19 protein-coding genes are annotated in these 21,036 nt (G+C 73.9%); 9 read left to right on the top strand and 10 right to left on the bottom strand.

What is annotated here, in order from left to right; genetic code table 11:
- Position 1: 1 nt before the first annotated feature.
- On the bottom strand, positions 2 to 976 hold the full coding sequence (locus tag ACZ6C1_RS05515; RefSeq protein ID WP_469237921.1) for a LysR family transcriptional regulator: 975 nt from the start codon (positions 974 to 976) through the stop codon (positions 2 to 4).
- 118 nt (positions 977 to 1,094) lie between these two features.
- Here ACZ6C1_RS05515 and ACZ6C1_RS05510 point away from each other — a divergent pair, with 118 nt between their 5' ends.
- From ACZ6C1_RS05510 to ACZ6C1_RS05500, 3 genes are all read left to right on the top strand, one after another.
- Positions 1,095 to 1,517 carry a DUF4345 domain-containing protein gene (locus tag ACZ6C1_RS05510; RefSeq protein ID WP_469237919.1) on the top strand — a complete coding sequence of 141 codons (423 nt, stop codon included), beginning with the start codon at positions 1,095 to 1,097 and terminating at the stop codon, positions 1,515 to 1,517.
- 74 nt (positions 1,518 to 1,591) lie between these two features.
- Positions 1,592 to 2,014, top strand: coding sequence for a cold-shock protein (locus tag ACZ6C1_RS05505; RefSeq protein ID WP_469237917.1), 423 nt, complete (start codon positions 1,592 to 1,594; stop codon positions 2,012 to 2,014).
- Positions 2,015 to 2,059: 45 nt separating this feature from the next.
- On the top strand, positions 2,060 to 3,352 hold the full coding sequence (locus ACZ6C1_RS05500) for a cytochrome P450 family protein (protein ID WP_469237915.1): 1,293 nt from the start codon (positions 2,060 to 2,062) through the stop codon (positions 3,350 to 3,352).
- Between the two features lie 146 nt (positions 3,353 to 3,498).
- On the opposite strand, the gene ACZ6C1_RS05495 is transcribed toward ACZ6C1_RS05500, so the two are convergent.
- The gene (locus ACZ6C1_RS05495; protein ID WP_469237913.1) at positions 3,499 to 4,122 is read right to left on the bottom strand and encodes a hypothetical protein; all 624 of its coding nucleotides are present in this window, start codon (positions 4,120 to 4,122) and stop codon (positions 3,499 to 3,501) included.
- A gap of 234 nt (positions 4,123 to 4,356) precedes the next feature.
- Here ACZ6C1_RS05495 and ACZ6C1_RS05490 point away from each other — a divergent pair, with 234 nt between their 5' ends.
- A complete protein-coding gene (locus ACZ6C1_RS05490) occupies positions 4,357 to 5,844 on the top strand; it encodes a helix-turn-helix domain-containing protein (protein ID WP_469237912.1) in 1,488 nt (495 codons plus the stop codon).
- 151 nt (positions 5,845 to 5,995) lie between these two features.
- Here ACZ6C1_RS05490 and ACZ6C1_RS05485 read toward each other — a convergent pair whose 3' ends face one another.
- Both ACZ6C1_RS05485 and ACZ6C1_RS05480 read right to left on the bottom strand, forming a co-directional pair.
- Positions 5,996 to 6,235: a hypothetical protein gene (locus ACZ6C1_RS05485; protein WP_469237910.1), complete on the bottom strand. Its 240-nt coding sequence runs from the start codon at positions 6,233 to 6,235 to the stop codon at positions 5,996 to 5,998.
- Between the two features lie 65 nt (positions 6,236 to 6,300).
- Entirely contained in the window at positions 6,301 to 6,780 is a 480-nt protein-coding gene (locus ACZ6C1_RS05480) for an NUDIX hydrolase (RefSeq protein WP_469237908.1), read from the bottom strand.
- Between the two features lie 218 nt (positions 6,781 to 6,998).
- Here ACZ6C1_RS05480 and ACZ6C1_RS05475 point away from each other — a divergent pair, with 218 nt between their 5' ends.
- Entirely contained in the window at positions 6,999 to 7,700 is a 702-nt protein-coding gene (locus ACZ6C1_RS05475; RefSeq protein ID WP_469238187.1) for a uracil-DNA glycosylase, read from the top strand.
- On the opposite strand, the gene ACZ6C1_RS05470 is transcribed toward ACZ6C1_RS05475, so the two are convergent.
- From ACZ6C1_RS05470 to ACZ6C1_RS05460, 3 genes are read right to left on the bottom strand one after another with little or no spacing between them, the layout of a single operon-like run.
- On the bottom strand, positions 7,687 to 8,817 hold the full coding sequence (locus ACZ6C1_RS05470) for an NAD(P)/FAD-dependent oxidoreductase (RefSeq protein WP_469237906.1): 1,131 nt from the start codon (positions 8,815 to 8,817) through the stop codon (positions 7,687 to 7,689). The genes ACZ6C1_RS05475 and ACZ6C1_RS05470 overlap by 14 nt on opposite strands.
- Positions 8,814 to 10,187 (bottom strand): FAD-dependent oxidoreductase, encoded by a 1,374-nt coding sequence (locus tag ACZ6C1_RS05465; protein WP_469237904.1) that lies wholly within the window; start codon positions 10,185 to 10,187, stop codon positions 8,814 to 8,816. Before ACZ6C1_RS05465 ends, ACZ6C1_RS05470 begins: the two co-directional genes overlap by 4 nt.
- Positions 10,184 to 11,620 (bottom strand): FGGY family carbohydrate kinase, encoded by a 1,437-nt coding sequence (locus ACZ6C1_RS05460; RefSeq protein ID WP_469237902.1) that lies wholly within the window; start codon positions 11,618 to 11,620, stop codon positions 10,184 to 10,186. The genes ACZ6C1_RS05465 and ACZ6C1_RS05460 overlap by 4 nt, the downstream gene beginning before the upstream one ends.
- A 451-nt stretch (positions 11,621 to 12,071) precedes the next feature.
- On the opposite strand from ACZ6C1_RS05460, the gene ACZ6C1_RS05455 reads away from it, so the two are divergent.
- Both ACZ6C1_RS05455 and ACZ6C1_RS05450 read left to right on the top strand, forming a co-directional pair.
- A complete protein-coding gene (locus ACZ6C1_RS05455) occupies positions 12,072 to 13,067 on the top strand; it encodes a hypothetical protein (RefSeq protein ID WP_469237900.1) in 996 nt (331 codons plus the stop codon).
- A gap of 32 nt (positions 13,068 to 13,099) precedes the next feature.
- A complete protein-coding gene (locus ACZ6C1_RS05450) occupies positions 13,100 to 14,626 on the top strand; it encodes an amino acid permease (protein ID WP_469237899.1) in 1,527 nt (508 codons plus the stop codon).
- A gap of 24 nt (positions 14,627 to 14,650) precedes the next feature.
- Here the strand turns inward: ACZ6C1_RS05450 and ACZ6C1_RS05445 are convergent, their stop codons facing one another.
- Entirely contained in the window at positions 14,651 to 15,382 is a 732-nt protein-coding gene (locus tag ACZ6C1_RS05445; RefSeq protein ID WP_469237898.1) for a GntR family transcriptional regulator, read from the bottom strand.
- Between the two features lie 193 nt (positions 15,383 to 15,575).
- Between ACZ6C1_RS05445 and ACZ6C1_RS05440 the strand changes: the two genes are divergently transcribed.
- Positions 15,576 to 16,766: a zinc-dependent alcohol dehydrogenase gene (locus ACZ6C1_RS05440; RefSeq protein ID WP_469237897.1), complete on the top strand. Its 1,191-nt coding sequence runs from the start codon at positions 15,576 to 15,578 to the stop codon at positions 16,764 to 16,766.
- Between the two features lie 6 nt (positions 16,767 to 16,772).
- Here ACZ6C1_RS05440 and ACZ6C1_RS05435 read toward each other — a convergent pair whose 3' ends face one another.
- A complete protein-coding gene (locus ACZ6C1_RS05435; RefSeq protein ID WP_469237895.1) occupies positions 16,773 to 18,158 on the bottom strand; it encodes an FAD-dependent oxidoreductase in 1,386 nt (461 codons plus the stop codon).
- A 28-nt stretch (positions 18,159 to 18,186) separates the two neighbouring features.
- A complete protein-coding gene (locus ACZ6C1_RS05430) occupies positions 18,187 to 18,564 on the bottom strand; it encodes an ArsR/SmtB family transcription factor (RefSeq protein ID WP_469237893.1) in 378 nt (125 codons plus the stop codon).
- A 104-nt stretch (positions 18,565 to 18,668) separates the two neighbouring features.
- On the opposite strand from ACZ6C1_RS05430, the gene ACZ6C1_RS05425 reads away from it, so the two are divergent.
- Entirely contained in the window at positions 18,669 to 20,597 is a 1,929-nt protein-coding gene (locus ACZ6C1_RS05425; RefSeq protein ID WP_469237891.1) for a heavy metal translocating P-type ATPase, read from the top strand.
- The last annotated feature ends 439 nt before the right edge of the window (positions 20,598 to 21,036 follow it).

The raw sequence follows: 21,036 nt of genomic DNA, 5'->3' as shown, positions 1-21,036 counted from the left end.
GTCAATCCCCTTCGGACTCGGTGTGCTCGGTGTGCCACCAGCGAGGGTTCGGGTCGGTTCGTCCCGTCCCCACCATGCCGCCCACCGCGCGACGCAGCGCGGCGACCTCCGGTGTGTCGCGGCGTGCGGATGACCAGGCGAGCACCGCCGTGCACGGGGGCGCGTCCGGCACGTCGACATAACGGACGCCCGGCCGGGGGAACAGCACGCGGCAACTGGCCGATACGAAACGCACGCCGTGCCCCTGGACGACCGCCGACATCCCGGCCTCGAACGTCGTGGCCCGATGGTCCGTGTACGTGACCGGCGACCCGTCCGGGCGGGGGTCCGCCGCCCAGAAGCCCCGCCACACCGGGGCCACCCGCGGCGACAACCCGATGACGGGCAGGTGCGCGAGCTCCGCGAGCGACAGGGACGGCCGGCCGGCCAGCGGATGCCCCTCCCGCAGGCACACCACCTGCCCCTCGCTCGCCAGCGGCAGCGTCTGGATGCCGGCCGGCATCGGGGCGTACGCCAGCACGGCGTCCACCCGGCCGTCCAGCAGAGCGGCGGTCTGCTCGACGAAGTCCACCTCCCGCAGCTCGACCTCGAGACCCGGGTGACGTGCCCGCAGCCGCTCCGTCAGAGCGGTGATGACGGGGAGGGCGGTGATGTAGCAGCCGAGTACCACCCTTCCCGCCAGCGTCCGCGCCTGCGCGAGCACGGCCTCACGCAGCCGATCGGCGGCGTCCACCACGGCCCGGGCCCGGGGCAGCAGCGCCTCCCCGGCGGCGGTGAGCTGAACGCGCCGGGTGGAGCGTTCCAGCAGGACGACCCCCATGTGGTCCTCCAGCCGGCGGATCTGGCGGCTGAACGCCGGCTGGCTGATGTAGAGGCGCCGGGCCGCCCGGCCGAAGTGCAGCTCCTCGGCCAGCACGAGCAGCAGCCGCAACTGGTGCACGCTCGGGTCGGACCCGCCCCCCGGGTGAACATCCATACCGTGAACGGTATCAATCACGCGGCGAGGCGCATCGCTTCGACCTTCCGTCGGGTGAGCGACCCGGCCGACTATGGAGACCGGTCGCACGGTGACCGTCGCCGGAGGGGGAACCGTCATGTCGTCCATTCGCACTTTCCGGGCAGTGCTCGCGTTGCTCGCGCTGTTCGTGCTGGTCACCGGCCTGCTGGAGATCATCGTCGGGCCCTCGCTGCTGCCCGGGAACCCCGACGTCGCCACCACCGTCGACAGCAACTACCGCTTCTTCGCCGCGATCTGGTGCAGCCTCGGCATCCTCCTGCTGTTCGTCACCTGGCGTCCGGACGACCACGCCACCGCCTTCAGGGCCGCCTTCGGCGCGGTGTTCCTCGGGGGAGTGGCACGCGGCATCTCGTACCTCGACGTGGGGGCACCGCACCCGCTGCACACGGCCTTCATCGGCGTCGAGCTGCTCCTCCCGCCGCTGATGCTGCTCTGGTACGCCCGGGTGTACCCATCGGTCCGCACACGACCGCTGCGGGGCGGGGGCGCGCGGTTGTAGATTCACCGCCGAGCGAGCGGGCCCCCGGGGCCGCGCCCGGTGAAGAGCAGTGGTGTTGGCGTGGAGGTACGGCTGTGCTGATGGTGGGCAAGATCCTGCGGTTCGACGAGGTCCGCGGTTACGGATTCATCGTCCCCAGAGAAGGCGGCGAGGACGTCTTCATGCACGCGAACGACCTGGTGGACGACAAGTACCTGTACCAGGCGGGCCGTGAGGTGGAGTTCTTCCTGGAGATGGGCGACAAGGGCCCCAAGGCGTCCGAGATCCGGCTCGTCCACCAGCCCGCCCGCCGGCCGGCGGCCACGACGGCGGACGGGCTCGTGCCGCGCGACGATCCGGACGACGACACCCTCGACGTGCTGTCCACCGCCGAGTTCCAGGCCGAGCTGACCGAGCTCCTCATCGACGCCGACGGCACCCTGACCACCGCCCAGCTCAAGCGTGTACGCACCCGCGTCACCGAGCTGGCGCGCTCGCACGGCTGGGTGGAGGGCTGACGTCCCCATGTGAAGGCACCCGTACGACGGACAGGAGCCCGCATCATGACCGCCGCACCACCGCACCGCATGGACCCCACGGGTGGCTGTCCGCACGCGGACAACGCGCGGCTCCTCGCCCGGGGCGCTGTCACGCCCGTCGTCCTGCCCGGCGGCGTACCCGGCATGGCCGTCCTCGGCCACGAGGCGCTGAAGGCGTTCCTCACCCATCCGGACGTCGCCAAGGGCGCCCAGCACTTCACCGCCCTCCGGGACGGGCTGATACCCGACGGCTGGCCCCTCGGGACCTTCGCCACCGTCACGGGCATGACCACCGCCGACGGCGCCGACCACCGACGGCTGCGCTCCCTCGTCGGCCAGGCCTTCACCACACGACGCGTGGAGGAACTGCGGCCCCGCGTCGAGTCACTGACCACCCGGCTCCTCGACGGGCTGCGACGAGCCGCCCGTGCCGGTGACGGCGTCGCCGACCTGCGGCGCCACTTCGCCCTGCCCCTCCCCATGGGCGTCATCTGCGAACTGCTCGGCGTGGACGCCGCCCACCACGACCGGCTCCACCACCTCTCCAGCCGGGTCGTCGCCACCGACATCGGACCCGACGAGGCGATGACCGCCAACCGGCAGATGGTGGAAGCCCTCCACACCGTCGTGGCGGCCCGGCGCGCCGCCCCCGGCGACGACCTGACCAGCGCCCTGATCTCCGCCCGGGACGAGGACGGCGACCGGCTGAGCGAGCCGGAACTGATCGGCACCCTGCTCCTCATGGTCGTCGCCGGGCACGAGACGACCCTCAACCTCATCACCAACGCCGTCCGCGCCCTGTGCGCCCACCGCGACCAGCTCCACCTGGTCCTCGACGGTGGGGCCCACTGGGCCGATGTCGTCGAGGAGACCCTGCGCTGGGACAGTCCCGTCAGCCACTTCCCCTTCCGCTACCCCACCCGCGACCTCACTCTCGACGGCACGCTCATCCCCAAGGGCACCCCCGTCCTCGCCGGTTACTCGGCCGCGGGCCGCGACAGCGCCGCCCACGGCCCGGACGCCCACCGGTTCGACATCACCCGCACCAGCCACGGCACCGCCACCTGTCACCTCTCGCTCGGCCACGGCCCGCACTACTGCCTGGGCGCCCCGCTGGCCCGGATGGAGGCCGGTATCGCCCTGGAACGGCTCTTCACCCGCTTCCCGTACCTGGACCTCGCCGTCCCCGAAGCCCGGCTGCCCCGCGTCCCGAGCTTCGTGGGCAACAGCGTACGAACCCTGCCCGTACGGCTGGGCCCGACCGGTCCGGTGGACCAGGCCACGCGGACCCGGCCAAACCGACCGGACAGCGCCTAGGACTTGTCCGGCCGATCAAGGTCGTCCCAGGGGTTCCGCAAGGACGCCGTACGACGGTCCCCGCCCCGGGCATGACCGATACGGGGGCCGCCCTTCCGCCCCCGTGACGGGAGGACGGCCCCGGCCCTTCCGGGGTGGCCGCCCGGTCAGTACAGCTTGTCGACGGCCGTGCTCGTGGTCTTCTTGAAGGCGGCCACGGGCGCGTTCCCGAAGTCGCCCATCTGTCCCCACCGCACGACGGTGACGGTCCTGCCGTCCCGCCCGACCGACAGCAGGGCGATGTCGGTGGCGCCCCAGGACGTCTCGGTGTGCAGGCCGCGGACGCGGGCGCCCTCCTCGACCGGCAGCTTGCCGTAGTCCCGGCCCTCGGCCTCGACGTCGGGCGAGGACTCCTCGATGCGGTCGGCGCAGGTGCGGATCAGGTCGTCGTAGTGCTTCGCCAGGGCCTTGGCCTGGGCGGCTGTGCCCGTCACGACGGTCAACTGCACGGCGCTGGTGTCCAGGTCGGTCCAGAACGCACGGTGCCGGTAGTCGTAGGCGGGCACGCCCTCCGTGCTGACGCAGAGGCCGAGTTCCTCCGGGAACCCGTCGGTGACCGGCCCGGCGGTCCAGGACGACGTCGGGTGAGGCGGCAGCTGGGACGCCGACAGGAACTTCGGCGCGGCGGCCTTCGGCGCGGCGCCGGCGGCCGGTGTCGTGAGGACCGTGCCCGCCGCGAGGGCGGCGACGGTGAGTGCGGTGAGAGCGCTCGTTCGGATGCGCATGGACATGGGTGTTCCCCCGTGGACGAGTGTGTGGACGTGGATGCCGCGGCGAGGCCGGCTGGTCGGCCCGGGCCTGCTCGGTGCGGCACGAAGAGCATCAGCGGTCACCGCGGCCGGGCGCAACAGCCGACGGCCGATCGGGCACGGTGGAACCATCCCAGCCCGTCTGACGTGCAGGTACATGGGGTGCCTGGGATACCGTCCCGGGCCGGGACGAGGTCGTACGAGGACGGGAGACCTGTGTCGGCACAGGACGACGGCGACGGCATCGACGAGGTGGCGGAGTTCGCGGCGCTGCTGCGGGCGCTGAAGGAGCGCACGGACCGGAGCTATGGCTCGCTGGCCCGCCGTCTGGGCATGAACACCTCGACGCTGCACCGCTACTGCGCGGGCGACGCGGTGCCGCTCGACTTCGCCCCCGTGGAACGCTTCGCGGCCCTGTGCGGGGCGACCCCGGAACAACGCCTGGAACTCCACCGCCGCTGGCTCCTGGCAGGGGCTGCGCGCCACGGACCTCGTACGGCGGGGGCGGCGGAGAGCGCGTCCGGCGTCGCGGCGGCGGAAGCCGTGAACGACTCGGTGCACGGACCGGGCACGGCGGTGGAGGGCATCACCGAACCGGACACGGCGCCGAAGGCCGACGGCGGCCCGGTCGCCACGCCGGACACCGCGCCGGAGGCCACCGGCAGCCCGGTCGCCGAAGCGGACCCCGCGCCCGGACCGCCCGGCGCGCCTGCGCCCCCGCTCCCGCGCCGCCCCTGGTCCCGCCGTGGACGTCTCGTGGTCGGGCTGGCCTCCGTCTGTGCCGTGCTCGCCACGCTCGGGGCCCTGTCCGTGCTGCCGGACGGGCGACGGGCGTCCGCCGACGGTCCGGCCGGGGTCACCGGTCCGACTCCGTCCGGTACGGCGGTGTCCGGTACGGCGGAGGCCAGGGCGCCGGAGCGACCGGGTGCCTCACCCAGCCCGAGCGGCACCCCCACCTCCGGGCGGCCTTCGGGCTCCGCCACTCCGAAGAAGAAGCCGGGCACCTCTCGCCCGCCCGGCGCGACATCCGTCCCGCCCCGCGGCGAACAGCCCGACGGGCTGCCGCTCACCTGGTCCGTCGACTCCCAGGCATGGCGGCTCGACTGCGGTCACGACTACGTCATCGCCAAGCCGCCGAGCAGAGTTCCCCCTCCCCCCGCCCCGCAGGACGCGGCGCCCTGGGCGGTGACGCAGAGCGCGGTGCACGGCGGCGAGACGCTCGTGCGGCTGTCGGTGCAGGGGCGCAGCGACACGGCCGTCGTGCTGGAGGCGCTGCGGGTGCGCGTGGTCGGCCGTACGGCGCCGGCCGAGGGCAACGCCTACGCCATGGACCAGGGCTGCGGCGGCTCGATCACGCCCCGGTACTTCGCCGTGGACCTGGACAAGGACCGCCCCATCGCCCGCGCGGTCGCCGGGAACGACTCCGGCAGGCCGATCCCGGCCGTGCGCATGCCCTACCGCGTCTCGGCGAAGGACCCCGAGGTGCTGCTGGTCACGGCCGAGACCGGCTCGTGCGACTGCCGCTGGTACCTGGAGCTGGACTGGTCCTCCCAGGGCCGCAAGGGCACCGTGCGCATCGACGACGACGGCCGCCCGTTCCGCACCAGCGCCATCGATGACCTGCCCCGGTACACGTACGACACCCTCGGACGCCGATGGGGGCCGTACGCTGAGGCCGATCAAGCCGACCGGAGCATGGGGTGATGGGCGGAACGGGTTGGGGCGGCAGGAGTGGGACCGCAAGGTGTTCCGAGGGACGGCCGAGCCGTACCCACTCGGCATCCGTCACGGACCCCGCCCCATGTCCATGGCAACGACCCGGCGCGGCGTGGTCACATGACCGACCGGACAGCGCCTAGGAGGACGCCGCCCCGCCCGGTGACCGGAGCGCGGACACCAGCCGCAGCAGACGCGCCTCATTGCCCGTCAGGCCCGCGCGGCGCAGCGCCTCGTCCGCCTCCGCCATCGGCGACGACAGATACACGCCCGCCATGGGAGCGAGCGCCGGGTCGCCGAGCACCGCCCGCGCCGCCTCCATCAGCCGTATGTACGCCTGGGCCGCGGCACGCTCACGCATGGTCAGGGTGGTGGTCATCTCTCGCTCCCTGTCGACCGATCGGTGTCTTCCCTGCCGTCCACTCTTGCGTACGGCACTGACAATCAGCCCGCGTCGCGCCCGCGCACGTACTGCGCCAGCCGCTCCAGGAACACCTGTTGCCCCGACACCAGCCGGGGCGCCGCCTCCGCGGGGGTCATCCATGCCACCCGGTCGATCTCCGGGAACTCCCGCATCCGTCCCGAGCCGCGCGGCCACTCCATGGTGAACGTTCCCGGTACCACCGCCGCCGGGTCCAGGTCCGCCTCCACCGCCCACACGGTGACGATCTTGCCGCTGGCCTGGCGGGTCTCGCCGAGCGGCACCGGCTCCCCGTCCGGCGCCGGCAGGCCCAGCTCCTCCACGAACTCGCGCCGCGCCGCCGCCTCGGGTGTCTCGTCCGCCTCGTACTCGCCCTTCGGCACCGACCACGCCCCCGCGTCGCGCGACGCCCAGGTGGGGCCGCCCATATGGGCGATGAGCACCTCCAGGGTTCCGCCCGAGGTGCGGAACAGCAGCAGACCCGCGCTTCGCTTCACCGTCATGCCGGAGAGTCTGCCCACGGGCCGCCGGGTTAGCGTCGGTACGCGGAACGATCACCCCGAGCGAGGGAGCGAGAGGTCAGATGTCCGTGTCCGAGGGGCCAGACCGGCCACAGCCGCCCGAGCGACCGGAGCGGGCCGGGGAGCCCAACCCGCCGGAGCCGCCCGGCCGGCCCGGGGAACCCGGGTTCCCCGCGCGGGAGGCCGCCCGTGCCGCTTCCCTGCCCGTCCTCGACGAACGGGTCACCCACTGCCGGGCCTGCCCGCGGCTGGTCGCCTGGCGCGAGCAGGTGGCCCGCGAGGGGCGCCGGGCCTACGCCGGCTGGGACTACTGGGCCAGGCCCGTGCCCGGCTTCGGACCCGAGGACGCGAGGCTCCTCGTCGTCGGCCTCGCCCCGGCGGCCCACGGAGGCAACCGCACCGGACGCATGTTCACCGGCGACCGTTCCGGCGACGTCCTCTACGCCGCCCTGCACCAGGTGGGCCTGGCCAGCCAACCGGACGCCACCGACATCCACGACGGGCTGCGCCTGTACGGAGTACGGGTCACCGCCCCCGTCCACTGCGCCCCGCCGGCCAACAGGCCCACGCCCGTCGAACGCGACACCTGCCGCCCCTGGCTCGCCGGCGAACTCCGGCTGCTGCGCCCCACCGTGCGCGCCGTCGTCGTCCTGGGCGCCTTCGGCTGGCAGGCCACGCTGCCCGCACTGGCCGCGGGCGGCTGGTCGGTGCCCCGGCCCAGGCCCGCCTTCGCACACGGGGCGCACTCCACCCTGCCCGCCACCGACGGAGGTCCGGACCTGGAACTCTTCGGCTGCTACCACGTCAGCCAGCGCAACACCTTCACCGGCCGGCTCACCCCGGCCATGCTCACGGACGTGCTCAGCCGCGCCGCGGTCGCGGCCGGACTCACACCACGGTGATCCGCACCGGTCCGCCCGCCGGATCGACCGCCGCCGCCCATCCCGCGGACAGCGGCACCGAACGCCACGGGACGACCGGGCCCCACACCCGCCGCCGGTGCAGCAGGACACCGTCCTGGCTCACCACCAGAACGGGCCGCACCAACGGCCGGGCCGCCCGCACCAGGAAACGTCCCCCGGCCGCCCCGAGCCGGTTCGGCGTCACCCACCGCAGCGGGTCGTCCACCACGACCGGGACCGGCGTCACGGGCCAGGAGGCGAAACCCGACAAGTACGCCAGCACCGGCCCGGCCACCGTCCGCCCCTCCACGACCGCCGTACCGGCCGGTTCGCCCCCGTGCAGCACGTCACCCACCGCGAACACACCCGCCACCGACGTACGGAACGCGCCGTCCACCGCCGGGCCGCGCGTCCCGCGGTCCAGCACGACCCCGCCGTACCGCGCCAGCTCGTGCTCCGGGATCCAGTCACCGGTGAACACCACGGTGTCGCACGCCACGGTCGCCACCCGCCCGTCCCTGTGCCGCACCGTTACGCCCGACAACCGCCCGTGCCCCAGGAGTTCGGTGACCGCCGTCCCCTCCAGCACCGGCACCCGCCCGCCGAGCGCCGGCGGCCGGCGCCACGGGTGCTCCGTCACCAGCGCGGCCACCTCCACGCGCGCGTGGCGCAGCGCCCGCAGCGCGTCGGAGGCGACCGGTTCCGCCCCGACGACCACCGCACGGGTGCCGACGTCCTGCCCGTAGCCGTACACCGCCCGCCGCAGTTCACCCGTGGTCAGCACCCCGGCGGGGCGTGTCCCCGGCACCAGGCGGGCACCGCGCGGCCGTTCCCGGGCACCCGTCGCCAGCACCACGGCCCTCGCGGTGAGCCGCTCCCGGCCGGACGGGCTCGTGGTGTCGAGCACGAGGGGGCCGGACCACCCAGTGGCCGTGACGCCGGTACGGAGCACCGCCCCCGCCCGCACCGCCGCGTCCGCCCACCGGCGGGGAGCTTTGGCCTCCCGCTCCAGCACCTCCACGGTGCCCGCGCCCAGGGCGGCCAGCCGCCCCGCGGCGGCGAGCCCGGCGGGTCCCGCCCCCACGACGAGCACATCGACCGTACGCGTGCCCGTCATGGCGCTCCCTCGAACAACGCCCGCAGCGCCGCCCCGCAGAAGTACCCCTGGCAGCGCCCGCCGCCCGCCCGCGTGCGGCGCCGAAGTCCGGCGGGCGAGGCGGGGGGGACCACGGAGGCGAACGCGTCACGGATCTCACCGCGCGTCACCCGCTCGCAGTGGCACACGATCTCCCCGTACGCCGGATCCGCGGCGATCAACTCCCCATCGGCGTACGGGCGGGGAAACGCCTCACCCAGGTTCGGCATCCGCACCACCGGCAGGTCCCGTGCGGCGCCCGGCTCCAGCCCGGCGTCCACCAGCAGACCCACCACATGCGCGGCGATCGCCATCGACGCGGTCAGCCCCGTCGAGCGGATGCCGCCCACGGTGACGTACCGCTGCTCCGGGTGGCAGACGATCCGGTAGTCGTCCTCCTCGGTCGCCGCCCGCAGCCCCGCGTAGACCGCCGTGACCTCCTCCTCCAGCAGCGCGGGCAGGATGCGCCGGCCCTTCTCCCGGAGGAACGCCAGCCCTTCGGCCGTCGAGCCGGTCGCCGTCTTGTCGTCGAGGTCCTCGGCGGTGGGCCCGAGCAGCACCTTGCCGTACACGGTGGGGGAGACCAGCACGCCCTTGCCGAGCGAGGTCGGCACGGGCAGCAGGATGTGCCGCACCAGGTCGCGTGCGAACGCGTCGAACACGATCAGCTGGCCGCGCCGGGGCGTCACGGTGAAGTCGTGGTGACCGAGCCGGCGGTCCAGCTCGTCGGCGTACAGGCCGGCCGCGTTGACCAGGTACCGGGTGCGCAGGATCCCGCGGCTCGTCACCAGCTCATGGCCCGGACGGACGTCCTGCACCCGGCATTCCAGGTGCAGGTCGACCCCGGCGCGCACGGCCTGCGTCGCGTAGGCGAGGGTCGTCGTCCACGGGCAGATGACGCTCTCGCCCGGCACGTACAGCGCACCGAGCGCCTCCGGGCCGAGGTGCGGTTCGCGGGCGCGCAGCTCGTCGGGGCCGATGATCCGGGCCTCCTGGTAGCCGTTCGCCTCCGCCTTGCGCGCGAGGCCCGGCAGCGCGGCGAGCTGCTCCTCGTCCCAGGCGACCAGCAGCGCGCCCAGCGGTTCCACGGGGATGCCCGCCTCGGCGGCGTACGCGACGAGCCGCCGCTGCCCCTCCCGTACGAGCCGCGCCTCCAGCGAGCCGGGCACCGCGTCGAAACCGGTGTGCAGGATCGCGGTGTTGGCCTTCGACGTGCCTTCGCCGACATCGGGCGCGGCGTCCACCAGGGCCGTGCGCAGCGGGAAGCGGGCCAGCTCGCGGGCGATGGCCGAGCCGACCACCCCGGCGCCGACGACCACCACGTCGTACGGCTCCTCGGGGAGAGGCGTCACGGCGTACGGTCCAGCAGCGTGGCCACCGCCGTACGGAAGGCACCCATCCGCTCGGCGGCCTCGTCGGCCGTGACACGTGGCTCGTACACGGCGGACGGCTGCCACCGGGGGATCGCGTCCTCGAGCGGCAGCAGCGGATCGAGGCCCAGGCGGGCGAGGGCACCCACGCCCAGGGCGGTGGCGTCCGGCAGCGCCGACACCTCGACGGGCACTTGGAGCAGATCCGCCTGGGTTTGCATCAGCAGGGCCGAGCGGGTCAGCCCGCCGTCGACGCGCAGGGACGTGAGCGGTGCGCCCAGGTCCGACCCGGCAGCCGCCGCCAGTTCCACCACCTGCGCGGCGACGCCCTCGCACAGGGCGCGCACCAGGTGCCCGGCCGTCGTGTCCAGCCCGAGTCCGGTGAGCGAGCCGCGGACGTCTCCGCGCCACCACGGTGCAGCGAGCCCGGCCAGCGACGGTACGAAGGTGACGCCGCCCGCGTCCGGGACGGAGGACCCGACCGGGTCGAGGTCGGCGGCCCCGCCGATCACCCCGAGGTCGGTGAGCCAACGGACGGCGGAGGCGGCCGTGTACACCTGCCCGTCCAGGCAGTAGCTGGTGCGCCCGCCGAGCCGCCAGGCCACACAGGCGGCCAGCCCCGCGTCACCGCGCCGGGGCCGGTCGCCGGTCTGCGCGAGCAGGAACGCCCCGGTGCCGTAGGTGCACTTGGCGGTGCCCGGCTCGGTGGCGCCCTGCGCGAGGAGCGCGGCCTGCTGGTCGACCAGGAGCCCGGTCAGCGGCAGACGCGTGCCGAAGGCTTTTGTGGCCCCCACGGGCCCCGCCGCGTCCACGAGCCGCGGCAGCCGCTCGCCGGAAAGGCCGTAGACCTCCAGCGCCTCCGGTGACCAGGTGACCTCGTCCAGGTCGAGGAGCTGGGTGCGCCCCGCGGTCGCCACGTCGGTGACGAACTCCCCGGTAAGCTGCCGCACCAGCCAGGCGTCGCTCGTCGTCACCACGCCTTCGCGGGTCGAGTGGCGGCGGATCCAGGCCATCTTCGGCGCGGCGAAGTACGGGTCGAGCGGAAGCCCGGTCAGCTCCCTCAGCCGGTCGGCGTGCGGGTCGAGTTCGTCGCAGATGCCCTCCGCCCGCTTGTCCTGCCAGACGATCGCGTCCGTCAGGGGCGCTCCGGTCGCGGGGTCCCAGGCGAGGACCGTCTCGCCCTGGTTGGCCAGGCCCACGGCGGTGACCGGCTCCCCTGCGGCGGCGAGCGCGCGGCGCCCGGCGGCCACGACCGAGTCGAGGAGCTCGCGCGGATCGACCTCCACGCGGCCGCCCGGCAGGTGACGCGGGCGCACCGGCTCCGTGGCGGAGCCGATCACTCCCCGGTCCGGGCAGACCACCAGGGCCTTGGTGCCCGAGGTGCCCTGATCGACGGCCAGTACCGGGCCCGTCATTGCCCACTCCCGTCCGTTCCGTGTCCGTTCGAGGACATCGAAAGTTCGTCGAGGTTCGTCGAGCTTGGTGACACTCGGCGAAGTTCGGCGAAGTTCGGCGAAGTTCGGCGAAGCGAAGATCGTCGAAAGATCGCCGAACGGAAGAGTGGTCCAGACCGCCCGCCACGTCAAGGCCTCTCCGTGATCGGGCGGACACGGACGGGTCGCGCGGTGGACGCAAAGGTTACTGACGGATCATCAATGACCGTAATTTTGCGGCCGGTTACGCTTCCCGCTCAAATCTGGACCGCGATCGTCCATCGAGGCCTATAGTGATCGCCGATCAACGGCCGGTAGTCACGGAGCAGTCCGACCGCTCTCCTTGGCGTACCGGCCCGACCCCCCACCGCACGCCCAGAGGACCCATGACCGTCACACCGATACCGGCCTGCCCTCCGACGGGGACGGGGTGATGCCCGGCCAGGACTTCCGGCCGGTGTACCACCCGGCGGGTCACGACAACGCCCTGCGCGGAGTGCTCCAGGACCTGCGCACCGGACGCTGGCTGTCGATGGCGCAGCTCCTGGGCGACACCGCCCGGACCGCCGACCGGTCCCTGTGGACCCGGCGTACCCAGGTGCTGGCCGCGGTGGCCGCCGGTTCCGACGTCGTCCAGGCGTGGCGGACCGAGCAGCCCCACAGCATCGCGGCGGCCGTCATGCACGCCAGGGTCACCGTGGAACGCGCCCTGCGCGCCCACCGCGAGGCGCACCCGCGCACCGGGGAACTGTGGCGGCTCGCCTGGGAGGCCTGCCAGGACGCCGCCCGGGTGGCCCCCGCCGACCCGGTGCCCTGGGTGTGCCTCCTGGCCCTCGCGGTACTGGACGACGGCCGGCGCATGGACCAGCACCGGGCGCGGCCGCCCGGGCCGATGCTGCCGCCGGGGCCGTGGGGCCTGCTCGCCGAGGCCGACAAGCGCGACCCGTACAACCGCGAGGCGTACCACCGGATGCTCCAGTTCCTGTCCACCCGGCACTCGGGCAGCGGATCCCTGCCGGAGGCCGTCAACTTCGTCCAGTGGGCCACCGCCTCGGCGCCGGAGGGTTCCGCGCTGCACGTCCTGCCCCTGTACGTCCGGGTCGAGCGGTACCGCCGCGAACGGGGCCAGGAAAGAGCCCTGGACCTGCACTGGGTCGCCGAGGACGCGGGCCGGGACGCCGACCGGGCCCTGCACGGCTGGTTCGACCGCACCGATCCCGCCGCCGAGTCGCTGCTCGACCTCAACCACCTGGCGCACGCCCTGTGGGGAGCCCTGCGGTTCGACGCCGCCGCCCGGGTCTTCACGGCGCTGGGCCCGTACTGGACCCCGCAGCCCTGGGCGTACCGCACGCACGATCCCGCCGACCAGGCCCTGGCCGAGGAGCTGTTCACCCGCGCCCGCGGCCGCTGCCTGCACGCCCCCCGCTGACCACGAACCACCCACCACTCGGAGGAAGCGCCATGTCCCGCACCCTATGGGCCGGCCCTCGGACGCCGTCCCCGCCCACGGACGAGGAGGATCGGCTGAGGGAACTCGGCTACCAGCCGGTCCTGGCCCGCCGCATGGGAGGCTTCGGCAACTTCGCCATCAGCTTCTCCGTCATCTCGGTGCTGTCCGGCTGCATGACCCTCTACGGCTTCGGCCTCGGCACCGGCGGCCCGGCCGTGATGCTGTGGGGCTGGGCGGGCGTCGGCCTGTTCGTGCTGTGCGTCGGCCTGGCGCTCGCCGAGGTGACCAGCGCGTACCCGACCTCCGGGGCCCTCTACTACATGGCCGACCGGCTCGGCGGGCGCCGCTGGGGCTGGTATACGGGCTGGCTGAACCTGCTCGGTCTGCTCGGGGCGATCGCCGGCATCGACTACGGTGCCGCGCTCTTCACCGGCGCGTTCCTCAACCTGCGGTTCGGGTTCGTCCCCACGCCGGGCTCCACCTTCGTGATCTTCCTGTGCATCCTGCTGCTGCACGCCGTGCTGAACCTCTTCGGCGTACGCCTCGTCAGCGTCCTCAACTCCATCAGCGTGTGGTGGCACCTGACCGGCGTCGCCGTCATCGTCGGGGCACTCGCGATCGTCCCCGACCGCCACCAGTCGGCCGAGTTCGTCTTCACCGAGTTCGTCAACGACACCGGCTGGGCCAACCCGTTCTACGTGGCGGCGATCGGTCTGCTGCTCGCGCAGTACACCTTCTCCGGGTACGACGCCTCCGCCCACCTCTCCGAGGAGACGTCCAACGCCTCCGTGTCGGCCGCCAAGGGCATCGTCCGGGCCATCTGGGTCTCGTGGATCGCCGGCTTCGCGCTGCTCGCCGGGCTGACCTTCGCCATCCAGGACTACGCGGGCACACAGAACAGTGCCACCGGTGTGCCACCCGCGCAGATCCTGCTCGACGCGCTCGGTTCCGGGGGCGCCTCCGCGCTGCTCCTGGTCGTGATCGTGGCGCAGCTGTTCTGCGGCAACGCCGAGGTGGCCGCCGCCAGCCGCATGGTGTTCGCCTTCAGCCGGGACAACGCGCTGCCCGGATCGGCGCTCTGGCGCAAGGTCAGCGGGCGTACCCAGACCCCCGTTCCCGCGGTCTGGCTGTCGGTCGCGGTCGCGGCCGTGCTCGCCGTGCCGTCGCTGTACTCGGCGACCGCCTACGGCGCGGTCACCGCCATCAACGTCATCGGCATCACCCCCGCGTACGCGATCCCCATCCTCCTCCGGCTGCGCGCCGGCAACAGGTTCCGGCCCGGCCCCTGGTCCCTGGGCCGCTGGAGCAGGCCGGTCGGATGGACGGCGGTCGTCTGGGTGGCGGTGGTGACGGTCCTCTTCTGCCTGCCGCAGAAGTCACCGGTCACCGTCGACTCGATGAACTACGCCGTGATCGCGCTCGCCGTGGTGCTCGCCCTCGCCACCGCGTGGTGGTACGTCGCCCGGCGCTCCTACGGCACCCCGGCCCCGTACGGCAACGCCCGCGAGCAGGCGGAGATCGCGGAGGGCATCGTCTGACGGCATGCCTCCCACCCGGGGGACTCAGCTCATGAACTCGTACGTCCACGAGGCCGATTCGGGCGCGAACCGGATGTCCGTGACCTCCAGTACGTGGCCGTGCTGGTCGCTCACGACCCGGTGCACGGTGAGGCACGTGGTGGCGACCGGGCCGTGGCCGACGCCGATCGACTCACGGCGCGTCAGCCGCAGCCCGGCGCGGTGCATCCAGTGGTACAGCAGCCGCAGGTCGGGCCGCGCCGGCCAGACCTCCGGCCGCCGGAACCGGGCGAGTTCGGGCACCTCGGCGAGCGCGTACCGGGAGAACCGGGACAGCGCCTCCTGCACGGGCGTCCCCCCGGCGCCCGGCACCTGGTGGCGGTGGACCAGCGACGGCTCGCCCGGCGCCAGGCCCAGTTGGTCGGCGAGCCCGGTCGGTGCGGGTTCCCAGTCGAGGCGCGACACGGCGGACGTGTCGGGGGTGCCGGTGCCGCAGGGGAACCGCAGGAGGCCCGGCGCGAGGACCGGCCCCGCCGCCTCCGGGGTGGTGGCGGCGGCGAACGTGCCGCGCCGCTCGGTCACCACGAGCCTTTCGTCGCGCAGCAGTTGGAGCGCGTTGCGCACGGTGTGCCGGTTGACCCGGAAGCGGTGCACCAGGGAGCGCTCGGACGGCAGCCTGGTGCCGGGGGCGATGCGCCGCTGGGTGAGGTCGTCGCGCAGCGCGGCGGCCACCCGGAGGTAGAGCGGAAGCGCCGCGGGGCTCTGGGGCTCAGCCATGTTCAACCCTCAATTTCCTTCGCTCACAGTAGTCGAGCGTGCCGTGTGGGTGATCAATCCCTATCATTGGTCTAAACCTTTATGGAAGGGGGTGCCCGGCAATCCGTCGCACTCTGGCCGAAACGGATTCACCGGCACCGCGCCCGGGTACCCGGCCCGCGCCCCCGCAGGAGCCGGTGAAGGGACACGCACGATGAGGGCCGTGACATGGCAGGGAAAGCGCGACGTACGGGTGGAGACGGTGCCCGACCCGAAGATCGAGGAGCCGACCGACGCGGTCATCAAGGTCACGTCGACCGGGCTGTGCGGCTCGGACCTCCACCTCTACGAGGTCCTGACCCCCTTCATGACCCCGGGTGACATCCTCGGCCACGAACCGATGGGCATCGTGGAGGAGGTCGGCCCCGAGGTCCCGGGCCTGAAGCCGGGCGACCGCGTGGTCGTCCCCTTCCAGATCGCCTGCGGACGCTGCTGGATGTGCACCTCCGGCCTGCCGACGCAGTGCGAGACCACCCAGGTCAGCGAGCACGGCATGGGTGCCGCACTCTTCGGCTACACCAAGCTGTACGGCGCGGTACCCGGCGGCCAGGCCGAGTACCTCCGCGTACCGCAGGCCCACTTCGGCCCGATCAAGGTCCCCGAGGGCCCGGCGGACGACCGATTCCTCTACCTGTCCGACGTGCTGCCCACCGCCTGGCAGGCCGTCCAGTACGCCGATGTCCCCCCGGGCGGCTCGGTCGCCGTCCTCGGGCTCGGCCCGATCGGCGACATGAGCTGCCGGATCGCCCTGCACCAGGGGGCCGCCCAGGTGATCGGCGTCGACCTCGTACCCGAACGCCTCCAGCGCGCCCGGGAGCAGGGTGTCGAGGTGTTCGACCTGAGCGGGTTCGACGACCACGACGAGCTCGTCGACGCCATCAAGGACCGTACGGCCGGCCGCGGCCCGGACGCCGTGATCGACGCGGTCGGCACCGAGGCCCACGGCAGCCCGCTCGCGCGCACCCAGCAGAACGCGGCCGGGCTGCTGCCCAAGGCGTGGGCGGCCCGGCTGCACCAGAAGGTGGGCGCCGACCGCCTGGCCGCGCTGTACCTGGCCATCTCCCTGGTGCGCCGCGGTGGCACCATCTCGCTGAGCGGCGTCTACGGCGGCGCGGCGGACCCGCTGCCGATGCTGACGCTGTTCGACAAGCAGATCCAGCTGCGCATGGGTCAGGCCAACGTCCGCCGCTGGGTCGACGACATCCTGCCGCTCCTCACCGACGTGGATCCGCTCGGCGTGGACGACTTCGCCACCCACCACCTGCCGCTGGCCGACGCCCCGCACGCGTACAAGATGTTCCAGCAGAAGCAGGAAGGCGCCGTGAAGGTGGTCATGCGCCCCTGAGCCGGGTCAGCCGGTGCCGCCTTCCGCCCGCAGGGGCGGCCCGGCCGGGGTCGGCGGAACCGGCTCGAAGAGCACCGCCCGGGCGATCCGGGGGGCGAACAGCACGGTCACCGGATTCACCAGGGCGAGCACGGACCGGAAGGCCCGGCCGACGACCGGGTCACCGGTGTACCGGGCCTGCACGCGCTCGAGGTACCAGGCCGCGGGCCGGTCGAGGGGCCGGGACCCCACCGCGTTGCCGGTGGCGCCCGGCATGTTCCTGTCGGACCCGGCGGAGATGTCCCAGGCCTGCCTGGAGGCGCGGAACAGCGCCCGCTGCACGCGCAGCGTCGTCGGCGTCCGGCGGGTGTCAGCGAGGGCGTCGCGCAGTGCCACCGCGCTCATCGCGGCCACCGCCATGCCCTGCCCGTAGATCGGGTTGAACGTGCACAGCGCGTCCCCGGTGGCGAGGAACCCCGCCGGGCGGCGTCCGGGGCGGTCGTAGCGGCGCCGCACGTTGGCCGTCCGGCGGAAGCTCCGTACGGGGGACTCGGCGTGCGCCTTCGTCAGCCACTCGTGCAGGATCGGGTGCGGGAGCCGCTTGGCGAAGTCCTCGAACGCGTCCCCGTCCGTGGGCGGTTCGTCACCACGCAGCCCCGACAGGGTGACGAGGTGGCGGCCGCCCTCGACGGGCATCGCCCCGCCGCCGTACGGCTGATCGGGGTTGGGGATCACGTAGTAGCCGAGGCAGTCCGCCACGCTGCCCTCGGAACCGTCCCGGTACAGGCGCGTCGCGTAGGCGAGGCCGGTCTCGATGGTCTCCTCGTACGGAGGCTCGGCACCGATCTCGGCCAGCCACTGGGGAGCCTGCGACCCACGGCCCGACGCGTCCACCACCAGGTCCGCCTCCAGCGCGCGCGTGCCGCCCTCCGCGCCGCGCTCACGCAGCCGCACGCCCCGCACGCGGCTGGCGTCACCGAGCAGGCCCACGACATCCGTGCCCTGCGCCGTGCCGATCCGGGGATCCGCCAGGACCCGGCGCCGTACGAGGTGTTCGAGCCGGGGCCGGGTGCCGGTGAAGAGCGGCGAGGTGGTGGCGGTGCGCCGGAACCACCGTCCGGCCTGCCACTGCACGACGTCCTCGGGCATGCCGACCCGGGGCGACCCCTGCTTCCGCAGCTCGTCCACCACCCCCGGCAGCAACTGCTCCAGCGCCAACTGGCCGCCCTCCAGCAGGACGTGCGTGTGCCGCCCCTGGGGTACGCCCGGGCGCGGTTCGGGCTCGTCCGGGAAGCGGTCGCGCTCGACGATCGTGACCCGCTGCGCGTGCTCGGCGAGTACCCGAGCGGCGAGCAGTCCCGCGATGCTCCCGCCGATGACCACGGCGTGCCGTGTCCCGCGGCTCGTTCCCAACTGGTCGGCGCCCCTTCGCGTCGGCGGTCTACGACTGACCAGTATCCACGGCGGATCGGGGAAGGTCGCGTGCGCCGAGGCGGAGGTGCTCGATGTGGTACACGGCCTCGTCGAGGAGCTGGGCGACGTGGTTGTCGTACAGGCTGTACTCGATCCGCCGGCCCTGCCGCACCCCGGTGACCAGGCTGAGGGCCCGCAGCAGCCGTAGCTGGTGGGACACCGCCGACTGCTCCATGGCGACCGACTCGGCCAGCTCCGTCACTCCGCAGGGCCCCTGGCGCAACCGGGTGAGGATCATCAGCCGGGACGGGGTGGCGAGGGCCTGGAGGGTGGCGGCGATGGTGGCCGCGGACTCCGCGTCCAGGCGGGCCGCCGGGGTCGTCTCACCATGCACTCCATGTCCCATGCGGGTCATCGTAGCCGCGTGTCCCGGCGTACAGATGAAGACGTCTTCATGTTTTCGGCTATGGTGGTGCCGTTTCCGCCCGCCCCGTGAAGAGGTGCACGCCCATGGCTTCCCCGGTGCTCGACACCAGGCCCGCGGTCCCGCCGGGCCGAGCCGTCCCCCCGCCCCGCCGGACCGGGCTGTTCGCCCTGCCCGAGGTCCGCTGGGCCGCGCTGTCCGCCGCCGCGTTCCTCGCCGCGCTCCCGCTCGACCTGGCCGGAGCACCCGCGTGGACCTGGGGGCCGCTCTACGCCCTCTGTTACGTCGCGGGCGGCTGGGAGCCCGGCTGGGCCGGCCTGACGGCCCTGCGCGCCAGGTCCCTGGACGTCGACCTGCTGATGGTCGTCGCGGCGATCGGCGCCGCCGCGATCGGGCAGTACCTGGACGGTGGGCTGCTCATCGTCATCTTCGCCACCTCGGGCGCCCTGGAGGCGCTCGCCACCAGGCGCACAGCCGACTCCGTGCGCGGCCTGCTGGACCTGGCGCCCGCCCGGGCCGTCCGGCTGAAGGGCTCCGGCGAGGAGCCGGTGGACGTGGCCTCCTTGAGGATCGGCGACACCGTCCTCGTACGGCCGGGGGAGCGGCTGCCCGCGGACGGCACCGTCCTCGACGGCACGAGCGACGTCGACCAGGCCACCATCACCGGCGAACCCCTGCCCGTCCCCAAGGAGCCCGGCGACGACGTCTTCGCGGGCACCCTCAACGGCACCGGGGCGCTGCGCGTACGGGTCGACAAGGACGTCTCCGAGTCCGTGATCGCCCGGATCGTCGCCATGGTGGAGGAGGCCAGCGCCACCAAGGCACCCACCCAGCTCTTCATCGAGAAGATCGAACAGCGCTACTCGGTGGGCGTGGTCGTCGCCACGCTCGCGCTGTTCGCGATCCCCCTCGCCCTCGGCGCGGACTTCACCGAGACCCTGCTGCGCGCCATGACGTTCATGATCGTGGCATCACCGTGCGCCGTGGTCCTCGCCACCATGCCGCCGCTGCTCTCCGCGATCGCCAACGCCGGCCGGCACGGCGTCCTCGTCAAGTCGGCCGTGGCGATGGAGCGACTGGCGCAGGTGGAGCGGGTCGCGCTCGACAAGACCGGCACCCTGACCGAGGGCACGCCGCGCGTCGCCGAGGTACGGCTGACCGGCCCCTCGACGGAGCCGGAGGTCCTCGCCCTGGCCGCCGCCGCCGAGCTGCCGAGCGAACACCCCCTCGCCCGCGCGGTGGTGGCCGCCGCCCGTGAACGAGGCCTGGCGGTGCCCCGCGCCACGGACTTCTCGTCCACCCCGGGGCAGGGCGTGCGGGCCCTCGTCGACGGCCGGGAGGTCACGGTGGGCCGCCCCGTCGAACCATGGCCCGCCGTCCGCGAACTGGAGGCCGACGGGCGGACCGCCGTCGTGGTGGCCTTCGACGGCGCGCCCGTCGCCGTGCTCGGCGTGGCCGACCGGCTGCGCGACGGGGCCCCGGCCGCCGTCGCCGCCCTCGCCCGGCTCAGCGGCACCGCGCCGACGCTGCTGACCGGCGACAACGAACGCGCGGCCCGGCGCGTCGCCGCCGACGCCGGCATCACCGACGTACGGGCCGGACTGCTGCCCGAGGACAAGGTCGAGGCCGTACGGGACTGGGAGCGCGCCGGGCTGCGCACCCTCGTGGTCGGCGACGGTGTCAACGACGCCCCCGCCCTCGCCGCCGCGCACAGCGGCATCGCGATGGGCCGGGCCGGCTCCGACCTGGCCCTGGAGACCGCCGACGCCGTCGTCGTACGCGACGAACTGGCCACCGTCCCGGCCGTCGTGGCCCTTTCCCGGCGCGCCCGCCGGCTCGTCGTGCAGAACCTGGTGATCGCCGGGGTGTGCATCGGCGCCCTGGTGGTCTGGGACCTGGCCGGTCATCTGCCGCTGCCCCTCGGGGTGGCGGGCCACGAGGGCTCCACCGTCCTCGTCGGCCTCAACGGCCTGCGGCTGCTGCGCGAGGCGGCCTGGCGGAAGGCGCTGGGCTAGGGCGCGTGGGCGTGCTCGTGGTCGCGGGACCCGTCCGTGGCGTGGACGTCCCACGCGGGGAAGAGGGCGTCCCGCGGGCCCCGCTCTCGCCCTCCACCACCAGGCGCGCCCCCAGGGCCCGGTAGCGGGCATCGGTGCGTGGCGCGGTGCCGACGAGGACCGGCGCCTGGTCCTGGCCGCGCGCCGCGAGTCCGTCGCCGCCCGCCGGCTCGGGCGGGAGGTTCGCCGCGTCGACGACCGTGACCCGGGGTGTCCAGCCGGGCCGGGTCGCCGGGCCTCGCGCCGTCGTCGCGCGGGAACGCGGAGGGGGCGGCGACCGGCACGGGCGCTGATGTCGCTGGACTCGATGAGGAGACGGTCGAAGCGGCCGTCGCGGCCGGCCGGCCCACCCTTCCGGCAAGTCGTCGCGGAGGGCGCAGCGGACGCATCGGCCGGTCAT

The sequence above is a fragment of the Streptomyces sp. NPDC041796 genome, from assembly GCF_055590785.1.
Note: the sequence above shows the minus strand (reverse complement) of the source record. Positions and strands in the feature narration are given on the sequence as shown.